The organism is Parapedobacter lycopersici, assembly GCF_040395035.1.
Taxonomy (GTDB): Bacteria; Bacteroidota; Bacteroidia; order Sphingobacteriales; family Sphingobacteriaceae; genus Parapedobacter; species Parapedobacter lycopersici_A.
Genome location: NZ_JBEBRB010000028.1, coordinates 1 through 14,547 on the forward strand (window position 1 = coordinate 1; position 14,547 = coordinate 14,547).

16 protein-coding genes are annotated in these 14,547 nt (G+C 50.3%); 6 read left to right on the forward strand and 10 right to left on the reverse strand.

Annotated elements, in window-relative coordinates; translation table 11 throughout:
• From ABWO75_RS07740 to ABWO75_RS07755, 4 genes are all read left to right on the forward strand, one after another.
• Window positions 1-935, forward strand: a 935-nt coding sequence (locus ABWO75_RS07740) for a PorP/SprF family type IX secretion system membrane protein (RefSeq protein WP_353184241.1), incomplete at its 5' end; no start/stop codon positions are given.
• A gap of 47 nt (window positions 936-982) precedes the next feature.
• Complete coding sequence (locus ABWO75_RS07745) at window positions 983-2,974, forward strand: OmpA family protein (RefSeq protein WP_353184243.1); 1,992 nt, start codon at window positions 983-985, stop codon at window positions 2,972-2,974.
• A 33-nt stretch (window positions 2,975-3,007) separates the two neighbouring features.
• A complete protein-coding gene (locus tag ABWO75_RS07750) occupies window positions 3,008-3,196 on the forward strand; it encodes a hypothetical protein (RefSeq protein ID WP_353184245.1) in 189 nt (62 codons plus the stop codon).
• 160 nt (window positions 3,197-3,356) lie between these two features.
• Window positions 3,357-3,566 carry a hypothetical protein gene (locus ABWO75_RS07755; RefSeq protein ID WP_353184247.1) on the forward strand — a complete coding sequence of 70 codons (210 nt, stop codon included), beginning with the start codon at window positions 3,357-3,359 and terminating at the stop codon, window positions 3,564-3,566.
• A 322-nt stretch (window positions 3,567-3,888) separates the two neighbouring features.
• Here the strand turns inward: ABWO75_RS07755 and ABWO75_RS07760 are convergent, their stop codons facing one another.
• Together ABWO75_RS07760 and ABWO75_RS07765 are read right to left on the reverse strand one after the other, a co-directional pair.
• Window positions 3,889-4,686, reverse strand: a complete 798-nt coding sequence (locus tag ABWO75_RS07760; protein ID WP_353184249.1) for a helix-turn-helix transcriptional regulator — start codon at window positions 4,684-4,686, stop codon at window positions 3,889-3,891.
• 222 nt (window positions 4,687-4,908) lie between these two features.
• A complete protein-coding gene (locus tag ABWO75_RS07765; protein WP_353184251.1) occupies window positions 4,909-5,835 on the reverse strand; it encodes an SRPBCC family protein in 927 nt (308 codons plus the stop codon).
• A 135-nt stretch (window positions 5,836-5,970) separates the two neighbouring features.
• Between ABWO75_RS07765 and ABWO75_RS07770 the strand changes: the two genes are divergently transcribed.
• Window positions 5,971-6,981 (forward strand): GlxA family transcriptional regulator, encoded by a 1,011-nt coding sequence (locus ABWO75_RS07770; RefSeq protein ID WP_353184253.1) that lies wholly within the window; start codon window positions 5,971-5,973, stop codon window positions 6,979-6,981.
• Window positions 6,982-7,028: 47 nt separating this feature from the next.
• Here ABWO75_RS07770 and ABWO75_RS07775 read toward each other — a convergent pair whose 3' ends face one another.
• From ABWO75_RS07775 to ABWO75_RS07790, 4 genes are all read right to left on the reverse strand, one after another.
• The gene (locus ABWO75_RS07775; RefSeq protein ID WP_353184255.1) at window positions 7,029-7,448 is read right to left on the reverse strand and encodes a DoxX family protein; all 420 of its coding nucleotides are present in this window, start codon (window positions 7,446-7,448) and stop codon (window positions 7,029-7,031) included.
• A gap of 221 nt (window positions 7,449-7,669) precedes the next feature.
• Window positions 7,670-8,788: a redoxin domain-containing protein gene (locus ABWO75_RS07780; RefSeq protein WP_353184257.1), complete on the reverse strand. Its 1,119-nt coding sequence runs from the start codon at window positions 8,786-8,788 to the stop codon at window positions 7,670-7,672.
• 23 nt (window positions 8,789-8,811) lie between these two features.
• Window positions 8,812-9,414 carry a TlpA family protein disulfide reductase gene (locus ABWO75_RS07785; RefSeq protein WP_353184259.1) on the reverse strand — a complete coding sequence of 201 codons (603 nt, stop codon included), beginning with the start codon at window positions 9,412-9,414 and terminating at the stop codon, window positions 8,812-8,814.
• Between the two features lie 115 nt (window positions 9,415-9,529).
• A complete protein-coding gene (locus ABWO75_RS07790) occupies window positions 9,530-9,919 on the reverse strand; it encodes a hypothetical protein (protein ID WP_353184261.1) in 390 nt (129 codons plus the stop codon).
• A 176-nt stretch (window positions 9,920-10,095) separates the two neighbouring features.
• On the opposite strand from ABWO75_RS07790, the gene ABWO75_RS07795 reads away from it, so the two are divergent.
• Complete coding sequence (locus tag ABWO75_RS07795; RefSeq protein ID WP_353184263.1) at window positions 10,096-10,560, forward strand: hypothetical protein; 465 nt, start codon at window positions 10,096-10,098, stop codon at window positions 10,558-10,560.
• A gap of 51 nt (window positions 10,561-10,611) precedes the next feature.
• Here the strand turns inward: ABWO75_RS07795 and ABWO75_RS07800 are convergent, their stop codons facing one another.
• From ABWO75_RS07800 to ABWO75_RS07815, 4 genes are all read right to left on the reverse strand, one after another.
• A complete protein-coding gene (locus ABWO75_RS07800; RefSeq protein WP_353184265.1) occupies window positions 10,612-11,289 on the reverse strand; it encodes a hypothetical protein in 678 nt (225 codons plus the stop codon).
• An 11-nt stretch (window positions 11,290-11,300) separates the two neighbouring features.
• Window positions 11,301-11,798, reverse strand: a complete 498-nt coding sequence (locus ABWO75_RS07805; protein ID WP_353184267.1) for a hypothetical protein — start codon at window positions 11,796-11,798, stop codon at window positions 11,301-11,303.
• 118 nt (window positions 11,799-11,916) lie between these two features.
• Window positions 11,917-12,546, reverse strand: a complete 630-nt coding sequence (locus ABWO75_RS07810) for a response regulator transcription factor (protein WP_353184269.1) — start codon at window positions 12,544-12,546, stop codon at window positions 11,917-11,919.
• Window positions 12,539-14,536, reverse strand: a complete 1,998-nt coding sequence (locus ABWO75_RS07815) for a tetratricopeptide repeat-containing sensor histidine kinase (protein ID WP_353184271.1) — start codon at window positions 14,534-14,536, stop codon at window positions 12,539-12,541. The genes ABWO75_RS07810 and ABWO75_RS07815 overlap by 8 nt, the downstream gene beginning before the upstream one ends.
• Window positions 14,537-14,547 lie beyond the last annotated feature (11 nt).

Below are 14,547 nucleotides of genomic sequence, written 5' to 3' on the forward strand. Positions count from 1 at the left end.
TCCAGTTTACGCAGTACATTTTTAATTCGATGAGCGTGAACCCGGCTTACACCGGGTATAAGGAGGAATGGTTCGGCCAATTGGGGCTGCGCAGCCAGTGGGTGGGTATTGAGGGTGCCCCGCAGACAGCGGCGCTGTCCGTTGATGGGGTGGTGGATCCCGGCAATAAGCGGCATGGGGTAGGCCTGCAGCTGACAGCCGACAGACTGGGGCCGCAGACGGCCTCCTCGGCATACCTGAACTATGCATTCCGGCTACGGCTGAATGATGAGGATACGCAGCGGTTAAGTTTCGGCATCGGTGCCGGCGTAACACAGTATGGACTGGATGGCAGCGTGCTGCGCCCGAATGACGGAAACGATCAGTTGCTCCCCCCGGGGAAGATTAACAGCTTCATCCCGGACGTGCGGTTTGGCGTCTATTATTACAATCCCCGCTGGTATGCGGGCGTATCGGTGATGGACCTGCTTTCGGGCGACCAGAGCAATAACATCTTCCGGTGGGACAATACCACCACCGATAACCTGCGCCGCAAACGGCACTTTTATTTTATCGGTGGAGCACTGTTTGACTTGGCGCAAGGCCTGAAACTGCGGCCGAGCCTACTGGTGAAGGAAGACTTCGAGGGGCCGACGAGCCTCGACCTGAATGCCATGTTTATTTTCGGCGACCGGTTCTGGATCGGTGGCGGATGGCGTACAGGTGTTGCTGTGTTCGAGCGGGAATACAACCGGTTCAGCGGAAACAACCTGAATGGACTGAACTCGGTTTCGGCCATTGCCCAACTGTATGCCACCGAGTCGTTCCGGATCGGCTATTCTTACGACTACATCCTGAGCCAGCTGAGCGGCGTACAGAATGGCTCGCACGAAATAACACTGGGTATCACTTTCGGACAGCGGAGTAACCGGCTGCTGAGTCCGCGGTTTTTTTGACAAATAGCGCCTACTGAAATATAATGGGAATGAATAATTACATCCAAATGAAAGATAGGAGATCAGGGACATGGGTAAAAATCTATTCGATGGTCGCCCTTGGATTAGTCACGCTGCTGACACTGGTCATGTTGATGCTTTCAAGAGCCTGCGCGCAGGAACAGCCCAGCCTCCGCGATCGTGCCGAGCAGCTTTACAGGCAATATGAATATGCCAATGCGATACCGCTGTATACGAAACTGGTGGATACCAAGCGGCCGAGGCTGAACGACTTGGAACGCCTCGCGGATAGCTACCTGAAGCTTAACGATTATGAGTCGGCCGAAAACTGGTATGCGCGCGTGGTTGCGCACGGGGAAAGCCCTGCCGAAAACAGGATTGTTTATGGCGAGGTGCTGAAGGCAAATGGCAAATACGCCGAAGCGCGTAATCAGCTGGAGGCCTATGCTTCCGAGACGGGCGATGGCGACCGGGTTGCTGTGCAGCTTGCAGGTTGTGACTCGGCGCTGGTGTGGATGGCTGATCCGACCGTCCATAAACTGCGCAACGAAGGGGTAAATACGCTGCGGGCTGAATTTGCGGTTTTTCCCATGGACGGTAGCGTATACTATGCCGCCGAACCGGAAGGCGCGATGCGGCGAACAGATACATATGGCTGGACGGGTAATTCGTTCCTCCGAATTTATACGGCGGACCGCTCCGACGATAATACGCTGACGAATCCGGCCCTGGCGGTAGGGGAAATCAATGCTGCATCCTATCACTTGGGTCCGGTTGCCGCAGACGCCACAGGCAACACGCTTTTTATCACCCGGACCTACCCGGGCAGAGAAGGAGAGCGGACCCGGGAAGACCGGCAGAAATTCCTGACGCGTAACCTCGAACTGTACTGCTACACACGCAATATTGATGGCACGTGGTCGGCCGAGCCTTTTGCTTATAACAACGTGCAGGAATATTCACTTGGGCATGCGGCACTTAGCCAGGACGGCAATATTCTCTATTACGTGAGTGATATGCCGGGAGGGCAGGGTGGTACGGACATCTGGTTCAGCGAAAAACAGACAGATGGAAGCTGGGGCGCACCCATTAATGCGGGCGAACGGATTAATAGCGGCGGCAATGAGTTGTTCCCTAATATCGGCCCTGACCATTCGCTGTATTATTCGAGCGATGGCTTTGCAGGCATGGGCGGTTTGGATGTGTTTCAGTCAACCGGTAGCCGGGGGCAGTGGACGGAACCGCGGAACCTGCGGTATCCGGTTAATTCGTCGGGCGATGATTTTGCTTATGTCCTTACACTGGATGGAGAAGAAAGTCTGGCGGGCTACCTATCCTCCAACCGCAAAGGGGGACAGGGCAATGACGATATCTATTCGTTTACCTATGAAAAGCCGAAGATCATCATCATTTTACGCGGTACCACTTCGGACAAACAGACGGGCGACCGCATCGCGGCAGCAGCTGTGACGCTGTTTGACGGAAGGCGGGAAATTGTCGCCCGGAAAAGCAGCGACGGTTCGGGGACTTTCGAATTTGTACTGGACCGCAACCAGACTTACACGGTGCTCGGACAAAAGGAGGGCTACCACGCCGACTCGGCCAGCGTAAGTACAATAGGTATCTCGAAATCGGACACGCTGGAGGCTGCGTTGCTGCTGGAACCGGTATTTAAGGTGGGGGATACATTTGAATTGGAGAATATTTACTATGACTTTGACAAGCATAACATCCGGCCGGATGCTGCTGCGATACTGGATGAACTGGTACGTACGATGCGCGACAATCCGACATTGAAGATCGAACTGTCGAGCCATACGGACAGCCGGGGCAGTGACACTTATAATATGGCGTTATCCCAGCGAAGAGCCCAGGCTGCAGTGGATTACCTGGTAAGTCGGGGCATCGCGCGCGAACGTATGGAAGCGAAGGGCTACGGCGAAACCCGGCTGGTGAATGATTGTGGCAATGGGGTAACCTGCTCCCGTGAGGCTCACCAGGCCAACAGGCGGACGGAGGTAACCGTACTGGCGTATTAGGCCGGGATGCGAAGTCATCTTAGAATTTTATGCATGAAAACAGACGAACTCATATTTGTGGTGCTGGAAGGAGAGAATAATTCCCTCATGGCCGTTGAAGATAATATCGGACTGGTGGTTTTTGGCGAGGACATTAACGAAATACGGAACGACGTGGTGCTTAAGGTGGATGAGTATTACGATGGTGAATATAAAGGGGATATTCGTTTTATTCACGTATAAGCAACCTATGAGTAACATCATTTTCGCGGTATGGCATCGGATACACAGACCGCCGGCCGCATACGACAGTAACATTAACGCCTAGAACATGACAATACCCCAGCGCAGTGTACAGCCTGGTATGGATTACCCGGCGTACAGTCATCTTAAAATGTTAAGCATGAAAACAGACGAGCTTATATTCGTTGTGTTGGACGGAGACGATAACTCCCTTGTTGCCGTGGAAGGTAATATCGGAATGGTGGTTTTTGGCGAAGACATCAACGAAATACGGGAGGGCGTAAGGCTGAAAGTAAGTGAATATTTTGACGATGGATTTAGGGGAGAGGTTCGCATCCGCCGGTTTCAGGATATCATTTTAACGATATAACGGTATTAATACCCGGTGGGGCTGGTTGTTCCATTAGCCGGGACGGATAGGATGCCATGCCTGCTGCTGGCGTTTTTAACAGATGCGTTGAGCGATTTTATGAAAATAAAGAACCGGCAGCGGGTGCCAAGCGATAGATTGCGCATGGATGGTAGGCTGCCGGTAATGACCTGTAGTGGGGGAGACACAACAAATAAGAACATTTACAGATCAGGTTGGAAATAAGTGCGTATGTATTATCCGTCTGTACTTGGATCGGAAAAGCCATACAATACTATCGGTTTAAACCGATGGAAACAATAGTATACCATACCAAAAACAATCAGAACGCAGGCTCAAGCAAGCCGGTGAGGGTGCATAGTTGGGCGAGCGACGTGTTGTCACGGGCAAAAAGGCGATTTCGAACCGTGTTTAACTGGTTTTTGACGGTCTGCGGATTTACACAGGCGATTTCCGCAATTTCGGCAACAGAGTGCCCGTGACGCCAAAGGGAGATCAGGTTTTTTTCACGGGGTGAAATGATGTCTTTGCGGATAATCCTGCGGGTATTAGAGTGCCAGTAAGTGGTATGTTCGCCTATGAGAAAACGCATCCAGTAACCCTCGGTGGATGTCATGAGGGGGGTAATGTCCTCCAGGTAATCGAAACTGAGCATCACGTTTCCTGCATCGTCCATGACCAGCGGCGTACAGCGGTAGTGCAGACGCATCCGCTGGTTGCGTAGATTGACGATGGTACCACCACATACCGACGAAAGGGGTAAAGCACCCATGCGTGCCGGAACCGATTGAAGCAGCTGTTGGCGAATGGTGATAAAATCCGAAATGCTTTTCCGGTTCTGGACAACGCTGAGATACCGTGCGTCCCATTTCAGGGGACTGTCAGCACTGGCCTCCAGACCAATGAGAACCGAAAGGTTGCTGCTGTAATACAGGTAATCGGGTTTCGAGAAATCAAACAGGGAATACATCCGATTGCTTTGCCAGGCAAGCCGGTCGAGCATCTCCAGCTGCGGGGTGACGTCGTCAGGAATGCGCCAGTTGCCTCCTGGAACATACACTTGCCGTAGTTTTTTGCCGATCTGGATCAGCAAAGCAGAATCTTCAGGTTGGCCCGCCATTTTAGTTAAGTTAGGATGAGAAGTGAAGGCGGTGGTTTAATTGCGTTATTGGCCGCCGGGCCAAGCAAATATAGAAAATAATCAGAAAGGATGTTGCAAAAAAAATAGCGATACCTGCGAAGCGAATTGAAAGGCTCCGCAGGTTTGCGTTATTAGAATGTGATTTAAATCCGACTATATGAAGCGCTTCGGGACAGTTTGCTGCATACACAGTACGCAACCTTATTCATATTGATGCGGATAGGGCAGGCCTTTTCCGGTTTCACAAAGGAATTTCAGGCTTCTCAGGAACATGCCCCAGTCATAGGTGCAGGATGCAAAGTCCGGTGTGTAGGCTTCCCATCCTTCGTGCCGGAGAAATAATAAGGAGCCATTGGACCGGGGTTCCAGGGTAAACGTTATCGTGGTGCCTATCCAGTCGGCAAATCCGGTGATGCAGCGCCATTTTACGCGGCTGTATGGGATAAGCTCCTCTACTTTCATTTCTTTCACATAGTCTGTAAAAGTAAACGTGGACGTGCTGCCAACCACAGGTTCGGCATGGGTTGTGGGCGTCCACCAGCCTGCCAGGCCTTCCTGCGTGGTCAGTGCGTTATAGATGGTTTCGACCGGGGTTTCAATGAGCAGCCGGTGCCAGATGCTTGTGGTTGCGTGTTCCGCCGGTGCCGGATTTGCGGACAGGGCTTCCGAAAGTGTGGCTTCAGCGGCTTTGGGTGTAGGACTACCCTGACCCGTCCGGATCAATGCCGCCAAGCTGCCCTGTATATAATGCGTCCACGCATCGTGACAGACCTGGAAACATTCGTACGATGGCACCAGTCCCTGGTGCGTAAACCGTAGGTGGGTTTTTCCGTCTTTTTCGGAAAGCTCGAAAATGATATTGGTGCCGGTCCATTCGCGGGGATCACCGGTAAAATTAAAATAGTTGTCAACCACATGCCACACTACTTTTTCATTGGGAACCCATTCGGTGATGCGGATCCGGCAATGGTGTACATCCTGATAGCGGTACGTGAATTCGCCGTGTAACCTGTCGGTATCGCCAGTGATGTTTTCGGACCACCACCGCCGCACCTGATTCACGGCCTGGAATACCTGTTGGGGAGTAGCGTTGAAGGTAATTTCCGTGTTGAAATGTTGATTTTCCATGAGTTAAATCGTTGGTTATAAACTGATATATCCATTTGCAATTCAAAAGTAGGGATAGAAATATACGGGAACCGGGGGTAAAATAGACTTTATGACGGGTTGATTTAGACAGCTTAACATCGTAGGTTTGTATGTATGAAACACCTGACTATACTCGTGCCGGATGTACAAACGGCAAACAGCACGGTGGCCTGCATTGTAGGGGCTTATCAATTATTTACCGGTGCCAACGATTATTGGCAGAAGCAGGGAAAAGAGGCGCTGTTCAGGATCGAAACAGCCGGTGTGGCCGACGAAGCAGCATTCATCAATGGGCTGCTCACCATAAAGCCACAGGTAAACATTGCCTCGCTGCGGAGAACGGACTTGATCCTCATTCCCTCGCTGTCTCCCGGGTTTACACAGGCTAAGCAGGGAAATACGGTGTTGACCGACTGGATACGTGAACAGTATAAAAATGGTGCAGAAGTGGCCAGCATGTGTACGGGAGCCTTTATGCTGGCGTCGAGCGGCTTGCTTGAAAAACGGAGCTGTTCCATCCACTGGAATTCAGCGGACCATTTCCGGACACTATTCCCAAATGTGCAGTTGAAGACGGAACAGGTAATTACCGATGAGCATGGCATTTACACAAACGGAGGTGGTTATTCGTTCTTAAACCTGTTGCTGTACCTGGTTGAAAAGTATTACGACCGGGAGACGGCGATTTACTGTACTAAGATTTTTCAGGTAGAAATAGACCGGCAGACGCAGTCGGTCTTTGCTATTTTTACCGGTCAGAAGACACATGATGATGAAATGGTCAGAAAGGCACAGCAATATATGGAAACGCATTTCCGGACGAAAATATCCATGGGCGACCTCTCACAGCGGTTTGCTGTGGGGAGGCGGAACTTTGATCGGCGGTTTGTAAAAGCTACAGGGAATACGCCCGCGGAATACCTACAGCGGGTAAAGGTCGAATCGGCGAAGAAAGCATTTGAAACGACCCGGAAAACGATCAACGAGGTGATGTACGAGGCGGGCTATGCCGATGAAAAGGCCTTCCGGGAGGTGTTCAGAAAGCTGACGGGTATGTCGCCCCTTGAATACCGGAACAGGTACAATCGGGAGGCCTCTACCGGTAAGCTGACCGCTGGCAAATGAAAAAACGTGCCTTGCACCGGCGCTTCGGGGATACCGCGAGAAAGCAGTTAGCGGGTCTTTCTGAAAAAGAGGGCATCCAGTGAAAAACGTCCGGGTCCGGTAAGGAACAGGGCGATGAAAGCACATCCAAACAGAATCACGGTTTCCTGCTGACTGAATGTCTGATCAAAATGAACAGTAAAAAACGCCGTGCTAACGACGATGATCAGCGGAATCAGCGCGAGCCGGGTAAACAGTCCCAGCATCAGCAGTATGGCACAGATTACTTCCGCAAAAGTGGCCAATCCGAGCGAGGCGGCGGCACCAAATCCGAAAGGATCGGCAAACTGGATTTCTTCGGGCCCCATCAGCCGGCCGAGTTTACGTAAACCGTGCCCATTCAGGATGCAGAATCCAAAGGCGAGGCGGAATATCAGCAAGCCGTAGTCGTGCAATCGGGAGGGTAGTTCAATGCGGAGTAAATTCATGTTTTTTAGGATATAATTGTTGTTGATGACAGGAAAGCGTTGTGTTTCTCCCGTACATGTATCAAATATACCGCTTAAGTACATACCCGGTATGTAAAATAATTGTTGAAAACTCAGCGATTCCACTGAGCCGGCTGCCCGGGATAACCTCCGCTATATGCTATGGATCCGGCCATGGACCGCCCCGCCGTAAACATGCGGCAGGGCGGGTGTGACAAGCGTTAATCCAGCGTTTCGCTAAGGAAACGGGCTAAATCCGGACCCCGGAGGTTTTTGGCTACCAGCTTGCCATCCGGACCAACAAGGAAAGAGGCCGGAATGGCGTTGATGTTATACAGCCGGGCAACTTCGCCGTTCCATTCTTTCAGGTCGGAAACCTGTGTCCATTCCAACTGATCCTCGGCAATAGCTTTTACCCAGGCTTCCCGGGTCCGGTCAAGCGATACACCGAACACGGTAAAACCCTTGTCCTTGAATGCATGGTATTGGGTTACGATATTTGGGTTCTCGATGCGGCAGGGCGTGCACCAGGCAGCCCAGAAATCAAGTAGCACGTACTTACCGCGAAAGTCAGACAGGCGCACGGTTTTCCCTTCTGGAGTGGTGGAGGAAAAATCCGGTGCAGGCTGACCGACGGCCAGCCGTTTCATGCTGCCCAGGTGTTCGGAAAAATTCTGTGCCATGGTGTTTTCGGGAAAACGTGCTCCTGCTTCTTCGGCGTAGTCGAATAGCTCGGACTCGTATCCCTCAGCGTCCACGTTGAACAGCAGGAGCATGCCATACAATCCGGCGAGGTTTTCCCGGTTTTCATTTGAAAAATCGTAGATTTCACGGGCCCGGTCATCCAGCGACCGCTGGCTTTTGGCGGTTAGTTCCGTGCGGACTGCCAGCATGTCTTCACCGGCCCCTACCCGGTTTTCAAACTCGTCCATAATGGCCTGCTGTTCTTCCTCAAGCGCTGTGCTGATGCGGGTCAGCGCCTGCAGCTTGGTGTTGACTTCCGAACCGGATACTTCGTAGTTGCCGTCCTCGGCCAGATCGGCCCGGAATGTCAATTCATCGCCGTTCTGTAACAGCAGGGTATAGGCCTGGGGTCCGACCAGCAGGGTAAAGAGCGTTGGTTCGTCAACTTTACGTTCAAAAGCAAAGCTGTTTTTGCTGTCCAGTACCGTAGAGTCTACGAGGGTTTCCCCTTCGTACAGCTGAACTATCCGGTCCGGTTCTGGATTTAAAACTTCGCCCGTCAGGCGGAAAGGGGCCTGGGTTTGGCCATCTGTACTGGAGCAGGACAGGCTGATAAAGAGCACCGCGATGGCAGCGATAAACAAGGACTGTTTCATGATTTGCATAGTTAATGGGGTTGTTATTCGTTAATTAACTCAGTGATGAAGGCGTAGAATTTGGGATTGGAATAGTCGCCCATGCCTTCGTGTTTTAGGACTACCTGACCGTATTTATTGAGTACCAGCGTGGTGGGGATGGATCCGCCCATATACGTGTCAGGTACCGGTCCGGCCGGGGTGTAAACCGGCAGCGTAAGGCTATGTTTATGCATAAACTTTTCGGCCCCGGCACGCTTGTTATCTACATCGACCAGCAGGAATACGACCTGCTCGTCATCACCAAACCGATCGTAAAATTGCTGGATAGAAGGCATTTCCGCGATGCAAGGCGGGCACCAGGTAGCCCAGAAATTAAGAAATACCACCTTGCCCCGCTGGTCGCCTAAGGAAACAATACGACCCTGCGGATCCTTAAACTGGATGGATGCGGTTTCGGCCGGTAGAAACCCGGTGAGTGGTTTTCCACCATCGCTGCCGGAGACGTCGGGTGAAAAAAGACCGGTTTTCAGAAGTTGCTGCATTACCGTTCCTTTGAATGAGGGAAAAGCGACCATGGCCAGTATAAAGAGAACCATTAAGGCGCTGATGGCATTGGATACGGTGAAGTGTTTTTTAATATTCATGATCATAGCTGCAAAAGCGTAAGGACACCGGCAGTATTGAAAACTACCGGCCAAAAAGCGGTTAACCGGACCGCTGAAACTTCATAAGGCAGCGGTCTTCTATGGGTACGCGAAGCTATAAGAGAAGTATGCTGTTTTTCAGGAACAGCGGGATTTGAGAGGCGGAGCGGTTCCGGTATCGGTAAAAAAGAAGGGTAATCAGCTGTGTCGCTGGATTCCAGCGGAGGCAGGGAATTGCTAGAAACAGCAGGCTGGCCAGCGCATTAATACCGTACTGCCGGAGATCCAATCGGGAAATATAGCTGGCGGTGTTATCCGCGGCGCAGGGTTTAACATTACTGGCGTGCACCATGTGTACCGACTGTTGTGCCCCGTTACTGCCCATTGAAGGAAGATCAAAAATAAGGCGTTTTACCGGGCAAGAAGCAACCAGGGCAAAACACAGCACGGCGAATAGGGCGAGTAGCCCCGTTTGATGGAAAAATGCCGTGTGTTGTTTGTGCATGCTTATACCTTTATTATGCAATTATCACAAAAGTACGGAAATTTTTAAAACTGTTTGATGACCTTCCAATGCAGTAACCAAAAAATCCCGGAAACCCCTGAAAAATACTGGGTTTCCGGGATTGCGCTGCCCGTCGTTATGCGATAACTTTGCTTGCATACCATTAATGCAATGCCATGTTATATACTAAAAGCAATCCTCTCCCATTATGCTGCTTATGTGCCGCACTAAGTTTCCTCGCCTTTCCGATTTACGCACAGTCCGTTGACATCCCCCGCGGCACTTCGGTGTATATTGTGCAGCATTCGGATTCACAACTGAAAGACAGCGTACCGGACCTGCGTGAAGCGTTGCAGGAAGGCTTGGAGGATTGGGGGTATTTTACTATTGCTGCCAGTCCGGAAGAGGCTACGCTGACACTCGATGTGTATGTCGACTATGTAAAAGAAGGAATGTTGACTTCCTTTAGTGTATTCAACCGCAGGGCAGCTGTTGTAGAAGCTGTTCTGCACGATGATTCAAAGCAAGAGCGCTGGCGTTGCGAGCCATTTCAGGTTGGTGAAAAAGGGATGATTGGCTATAACTTTGGTAAGGCAGCGATGAAAACACTGGTGAAGCGGATGAAAAAGGCGATTAACTAAACAGGGCGGACAATGAGTCCGCCCTGTCCGGTATGAATATATCGTCGATCCCTACTTATTTGGTATTTCAGTAAGGGCCATTTTATAATATTCATCTAAACCATAACCATCGGTAATGCTCCAAAGTGCACTTTGCACGGTGCTTACCGTAGTCATGTACCCTGTTTCATCATCTCCGTAATCCTCGGCATTGATGCGCTTGTCCTGAAGCAGTCCAATAAGTTCACCGACTAACCTGCTATTGGTAACGGGCCCCAATGTGTAGGCACAATTCCGTGATGACGACGAACGGTGATTATTGGCGCAGAACGTAAACAAAGTACAGCGGGTAACCGCCTTTTTCTTGAGCACAATCGTTGTGCTCTGCAGCAACATCCCGCTTTGATAATCTTTATCTTGGGCAATAAGAACCAATCCCGCCGGCAGTACCAACGTGATATCTTCGTTAGTTTCATTTACCAGTCCCACACAAACCGTAACATAGTATCCACTGCCACGGCTCAGCGTAGTATCACAGGATTCTCCAAGAATATCGCTCTCCAGCCGCACGCCATCGGGCAACGAAAAGGCTGCTCCCTGGGGCTCACCTTCAGCCTCCCCGAAACCGGGAATCTGTCCGGCAACCTCGTCGGGTATAGGTTCATCCTTGTCTTTTGAGCAGGAATTGAATGTAAGACCCAGTGTAAGTAGAAGGAGTAGGAATAGCTGGTTGGAAATCCGCGTCTTCATGATTTTTTGATTTAAAATACGTAGCGCGCTGTTAAGCCCAGGTTGGCATAAAAGCCATTATAATATCCAGCTGAATTTACGATATGTATGGTTGGACGGACATCTGCTGAGAAGGCAAAAGGTGCCTTTTGCAACTTGTAGTCAAGTCCTCCCGTAGGATAGATACCCACGTTGAAGCCCTTGACAGCATCGATATCGGAAAAAGTATTGGACAATACTGCACCGCCGCCGACAAACCATTTGAAACCAGCGACATCGCCAATGGGAAAATGATGCTGGTACGTACCGGCAAACGAAACGTTGGTAAAGCCGGTACCCAGTACTTTATCGGAATCGAAACCCAGGTTGAATTCCAGAGCTGCGGGTTCGCTGATAAATGTTTTGAATGATGCTGAAAATAAGTCGTAGTAACCACTTCCCAGCCGGATACCGATTGAGTTTTTGTAATCTTGGGCACTGGCTGAAAAACTAACAGCCAAAAGCAGTAAGGGTAGGATAAATCTTTTCATAAGTTTGTTGAATGATGTTATAAATGGCGCAAAGTTAGTTTGGCCGGATGCGCGTCACAATACCGAATATTCGGGGTTTTGTACCTCCTAATGTTAGGGTATACGTTGGAAAGTAGACTTACAGCATGTTTTTTTGAAGCAGGAGGGTTACCAGCTCCGTCGCGTTTTTCACTTCAAATTTCTGCAGGAGATTTTTTCGGTAGGTATCGACAGTGAACCGGCTGAGAAATAATTCATCAGCGATTTCGATCGTGGTTTTACCCTGTGCCAGAAGCTGGAGCAATTGCTTCTCACGCTTGGTAAGGGACGGCAGCTGCCGTTGTGTGGCAGCGACAGAAAAGACGATTTGCCTTACGTCGTTGCTCATAACCACCTCGCCTCGCATGGCGGCATCGATACCACTCAGTATGTCCGTTGCCGGTGCGCTTTTAAGCAAAAAACCCGAAGCCCCGTTTTGCAGCAGCTGTAAAATAGTACTCTGCTCGGCTTGATTACTTAATCCGACGACAACGGTTTGCGGGCTTATTCGTTTGATTTCTTTACATAGGTCTACGCCATTGCCGTCCGGCAATGCAATATCCAGCAATACGGCATCAACCTGATGCTGCTCAATGAATGACCGGAAGTCAGAAGCAGTGGTAAACGATAGGATATCGTCACCGCACGATGTGCTGAATAATGCTTTCAGGCCTTCAATCACGATGGGATGATCATCTACCACCGCTATTATTTTGTTGTTTTTAGACATGCAATTCGATGTTTACCGTTGTACCCTGCCCGGCTGCCGAATCCATCTCCATGCTACCTTTCAGATAGTCTACACGGTTATGAATATTGTTTAATCCAATGCCCTGGGCTTGCTTTGCTGCTGTGGTATCGAATCCGCGTCCGTTATCTTCCACGGTAATCAGGAAATGGTCATCTTCCTGTAAGCATTGTACGATGACACGGCTAGCCTGGCTGTGACGGATCGCATTGGAGAGCAGTTCCTGTACGATGCGGTAAATATTTACTTGAATGGCGATGGCAAGTGTGCGCCGGATTCCGTTTGCTTGGAATTCGATATCTGTTGCAGCATTTGCCAGCGAAACACAGAGATCGCGTAAGGCCACTTCCAGTCCCGACCGTACAAGTGATTCAGGCATCATGTTCCGGGCGATGCGCCGGAGCTCACCAATCGAATGCTCCAGCTGGCCAATCACTTCTTCAACAACCGGTGTTACAGGAGTCTCCCGTTGTCCGGAGAGCTTAATCTTAATGCCCGAAAGTGCACCGCCAAGTCCGTCATGCAAATCCCGGGCGATACGTTGGCGTTCCCGTTCTTCGCCCTCGAGCATTGCCCGTGTTACCGCCAATTCTTGCTGCTGTTCCAGCTCCCTGACCTGTTGTTCATGATTGAGTTCTTTTTGTGCGGCGAGCTTGCTGCTGTTGCGCAGGAAATAAACCAGAAAGCCAACAGCAGCCAACAGCAGAGCGCAGCCAATGGCCCAAGATAAGCTGTTGAACCGGGCAGTCTTTGCAGCGTAATCACTGGCGCGCTTTTCAGCTTCAAGGGTAATGATTTCGTTTTCTTTCTGGGCCACCTCATATTTCTTTTCCAGTTCGATGAGACTGGTTTGGTAATTGGCGCCGTAAATGCTATCGCGGAAGGCCGCATTTTTCTGCATCCAATTATACGCCTCACGCATATTGCCGGTTTGGGCATGCGCATCGGCCAGTTTCTCCATGTATACCCGTTTGTCCAATGGTAGCAGGATAGGGCTTTTCAGCAGGTCTTCCATTACCCGGATGGCGCCCGGGTAATCCCCGATTTTCAGTAGGGTTTCGAACTTGCCGTATTTCATTCGGTTTACATAGTAATTTTCGAGATTTCCGCCCCCCATGGAAATTCCCTTGTCGAAGCTTCGTATGGCTTGTTTATATTGTCCCATCCGCTCAAAATATACGCCTTCGGGAAAATAATAAAATAGGTATGCATTGGATTGCGGATACGGGTCGAGCAGCTTTTTCGCCTTGTCAAGATAAACCTTTGCGCGATCCAGCTGGTTGAGGTGGACGCTGTTTTCAGCGAGAATAATCGTAACCTCTACGATGGCTTCTGGTTTATTGGGCTGCGTCTCATGGGATGTTTGCTCAAAAGCAGCCAAAGCACGTACTAGGTAACTTTCGGCTTTTTTCCGTTCCTCGGCATTCAGGAATACGATGCCGATAAATTTGTTGACGTTAGCGATCAGAAAACGATCACCCGACCGCTCGGCAAGCGGCAACGCATGGTTGAGGTAGGCATCCAATCCGCCTGGTTCATCGCCTTGCATCTGTGCAAGTGTACCCAGCACCAGCCAGCTATTGCCCCGGATTCTATACGCCTCCGGATCATTGAACCGCTGGAGTAGTGAATCTCCGGTATGTAAATGCGATTCGATGGTCGTCATATCCGTTCCGCCGAACAATGAAAAGGCGGTATAATAATGAACGGCGGCCTCCATAAATGCATTCCCTTTAGCGCGTGCGGTACCCTCACTAAGGTAATATTGCATTTTTTTGGTGTCGCCAGCACGTTTATAGAGTTGAGATAGCTTTAACGCCGAATAGGCTGCGATGCTATCATTGGTGGCATTGGCAAATTCCTGTTCCAGATTTTTTTTATAGCTACTGTCGTTGCCCAGTTTGACGATAAGTTGGGCATGAGCAGTGATAAGGAAAAGCTGAAAAAACAATAAGAAGACCAATTTCTTCATAATACCAGACT

Excerpts from the sequence above, each read along its gene's own strand:
- ABWO75_RS07745 (WP_353184243.1), top strand. The coding sequence starts at position 983 with ATGAAAGATAGGAGATCAGGGACATGGGTAAAAATCTATTCGATGGTC.
- ABWO75_RS07750 (WP_353184245.1), top strand. The coding sequence starts at position 3,008 with ATGAAAACAGACGAACTCATATTTGTGGTGCTGGAAGGAGAGAATAAT.
- ABWO75_RS07755 (WP_353184247.1), top strand. The coding sequence starts at position 3,357 with ATGAAAACAGACGAGCTTATATTCGTTGTGTTGGACGGAGACGATAAC.
- ABWO75_RS07760 (WP_353184249.1), bottom strand. The coding sequence starts at position 4,686 with ATGGCGGGCCAACCTGAAGATTCTGCTTTGCTGATCCAGATCGGCAAA.
- ABWO75_RS07765 (WP_353184251.1), bottom strand. The coding sequence starts at position 5,835 with ATGGAAAATCAACATTTCAACACGGAAATTACCTTCAACGCTACTCCC.
- ABWO75_RS07770 (WP_353184253.1), top strand. The coding sequence starts at position 5,971 with ATGAAACACCTGACTATACTCGTGCCGGATGTACAAACGGCAAACAGC.
- ABWO75_RS07775 (WP_353184255.1), bottom strand. The coding sequence starts at position 7,448 with ATGAATTTACTCCGCATTGAACTACCCTCCCGATTGCACGACTACGGC.
- ABWO75_RS07780 (WP_353184257.1), bottom strand. The coding sequence starts at position 8,788 with ATGAAACAGTCCTTGTTTATCGCTGCCATCGCGGTGCTCTTTATCAGC.
- ABWO75_RS07785 (WP_353184259.1), bottom strand. The coding sequence starts at position 9,414 with ATGAATATTAAAAAACACTTCACCGTATCCAATGCCATCAGCGCCTTA.
- ABWO75_RS07790 (WP_353184261.1), bottom strand. The coding sequence starts at position 9,919 with ATGCACAAACAACACACGGCATTTTTCCATCAAACGGGGCTACTCGCC.
- ABWO75_RS07795 (WP_353184263.1), top strand. The coding sequence starts at position 10,096 with ATGTTATATACTAAAAGCAATCCTCTCCCATTATGCTGCTTATGTGCC.
- ABWO75_RS07800 (WP_353184265.1), bottom strand. The coding sequence starts at position 11,289 with ATGAAGACGCGGATTTCCAACCAGCTATTCCTACTCCTTCTACTTACA.
- ABWO75_RS07805 (WP_353184267.1), bottom strand. The coding sequence starts at position 11,798 with ATGAAAAGATTTATCCTACCCTTACTGCTTTTGGCTGTTAGTTTTTCA.
- ABWO75_RS07810 (WP_353184269.1), bottom strand. The coding sequence starts at position 12,546 with ATGTCTAAAAACAACAAAATAATAGCGGTGGTAGATGATCATCCCATC.
- ABWO75_RS07815 (WP_353184271.1), bottom strand. The coding sequence starts at position 14,536 with ATGAAGAAATTGGTCTTCTTATTGTTTTTTCAGCTTTTCCTTATCACT.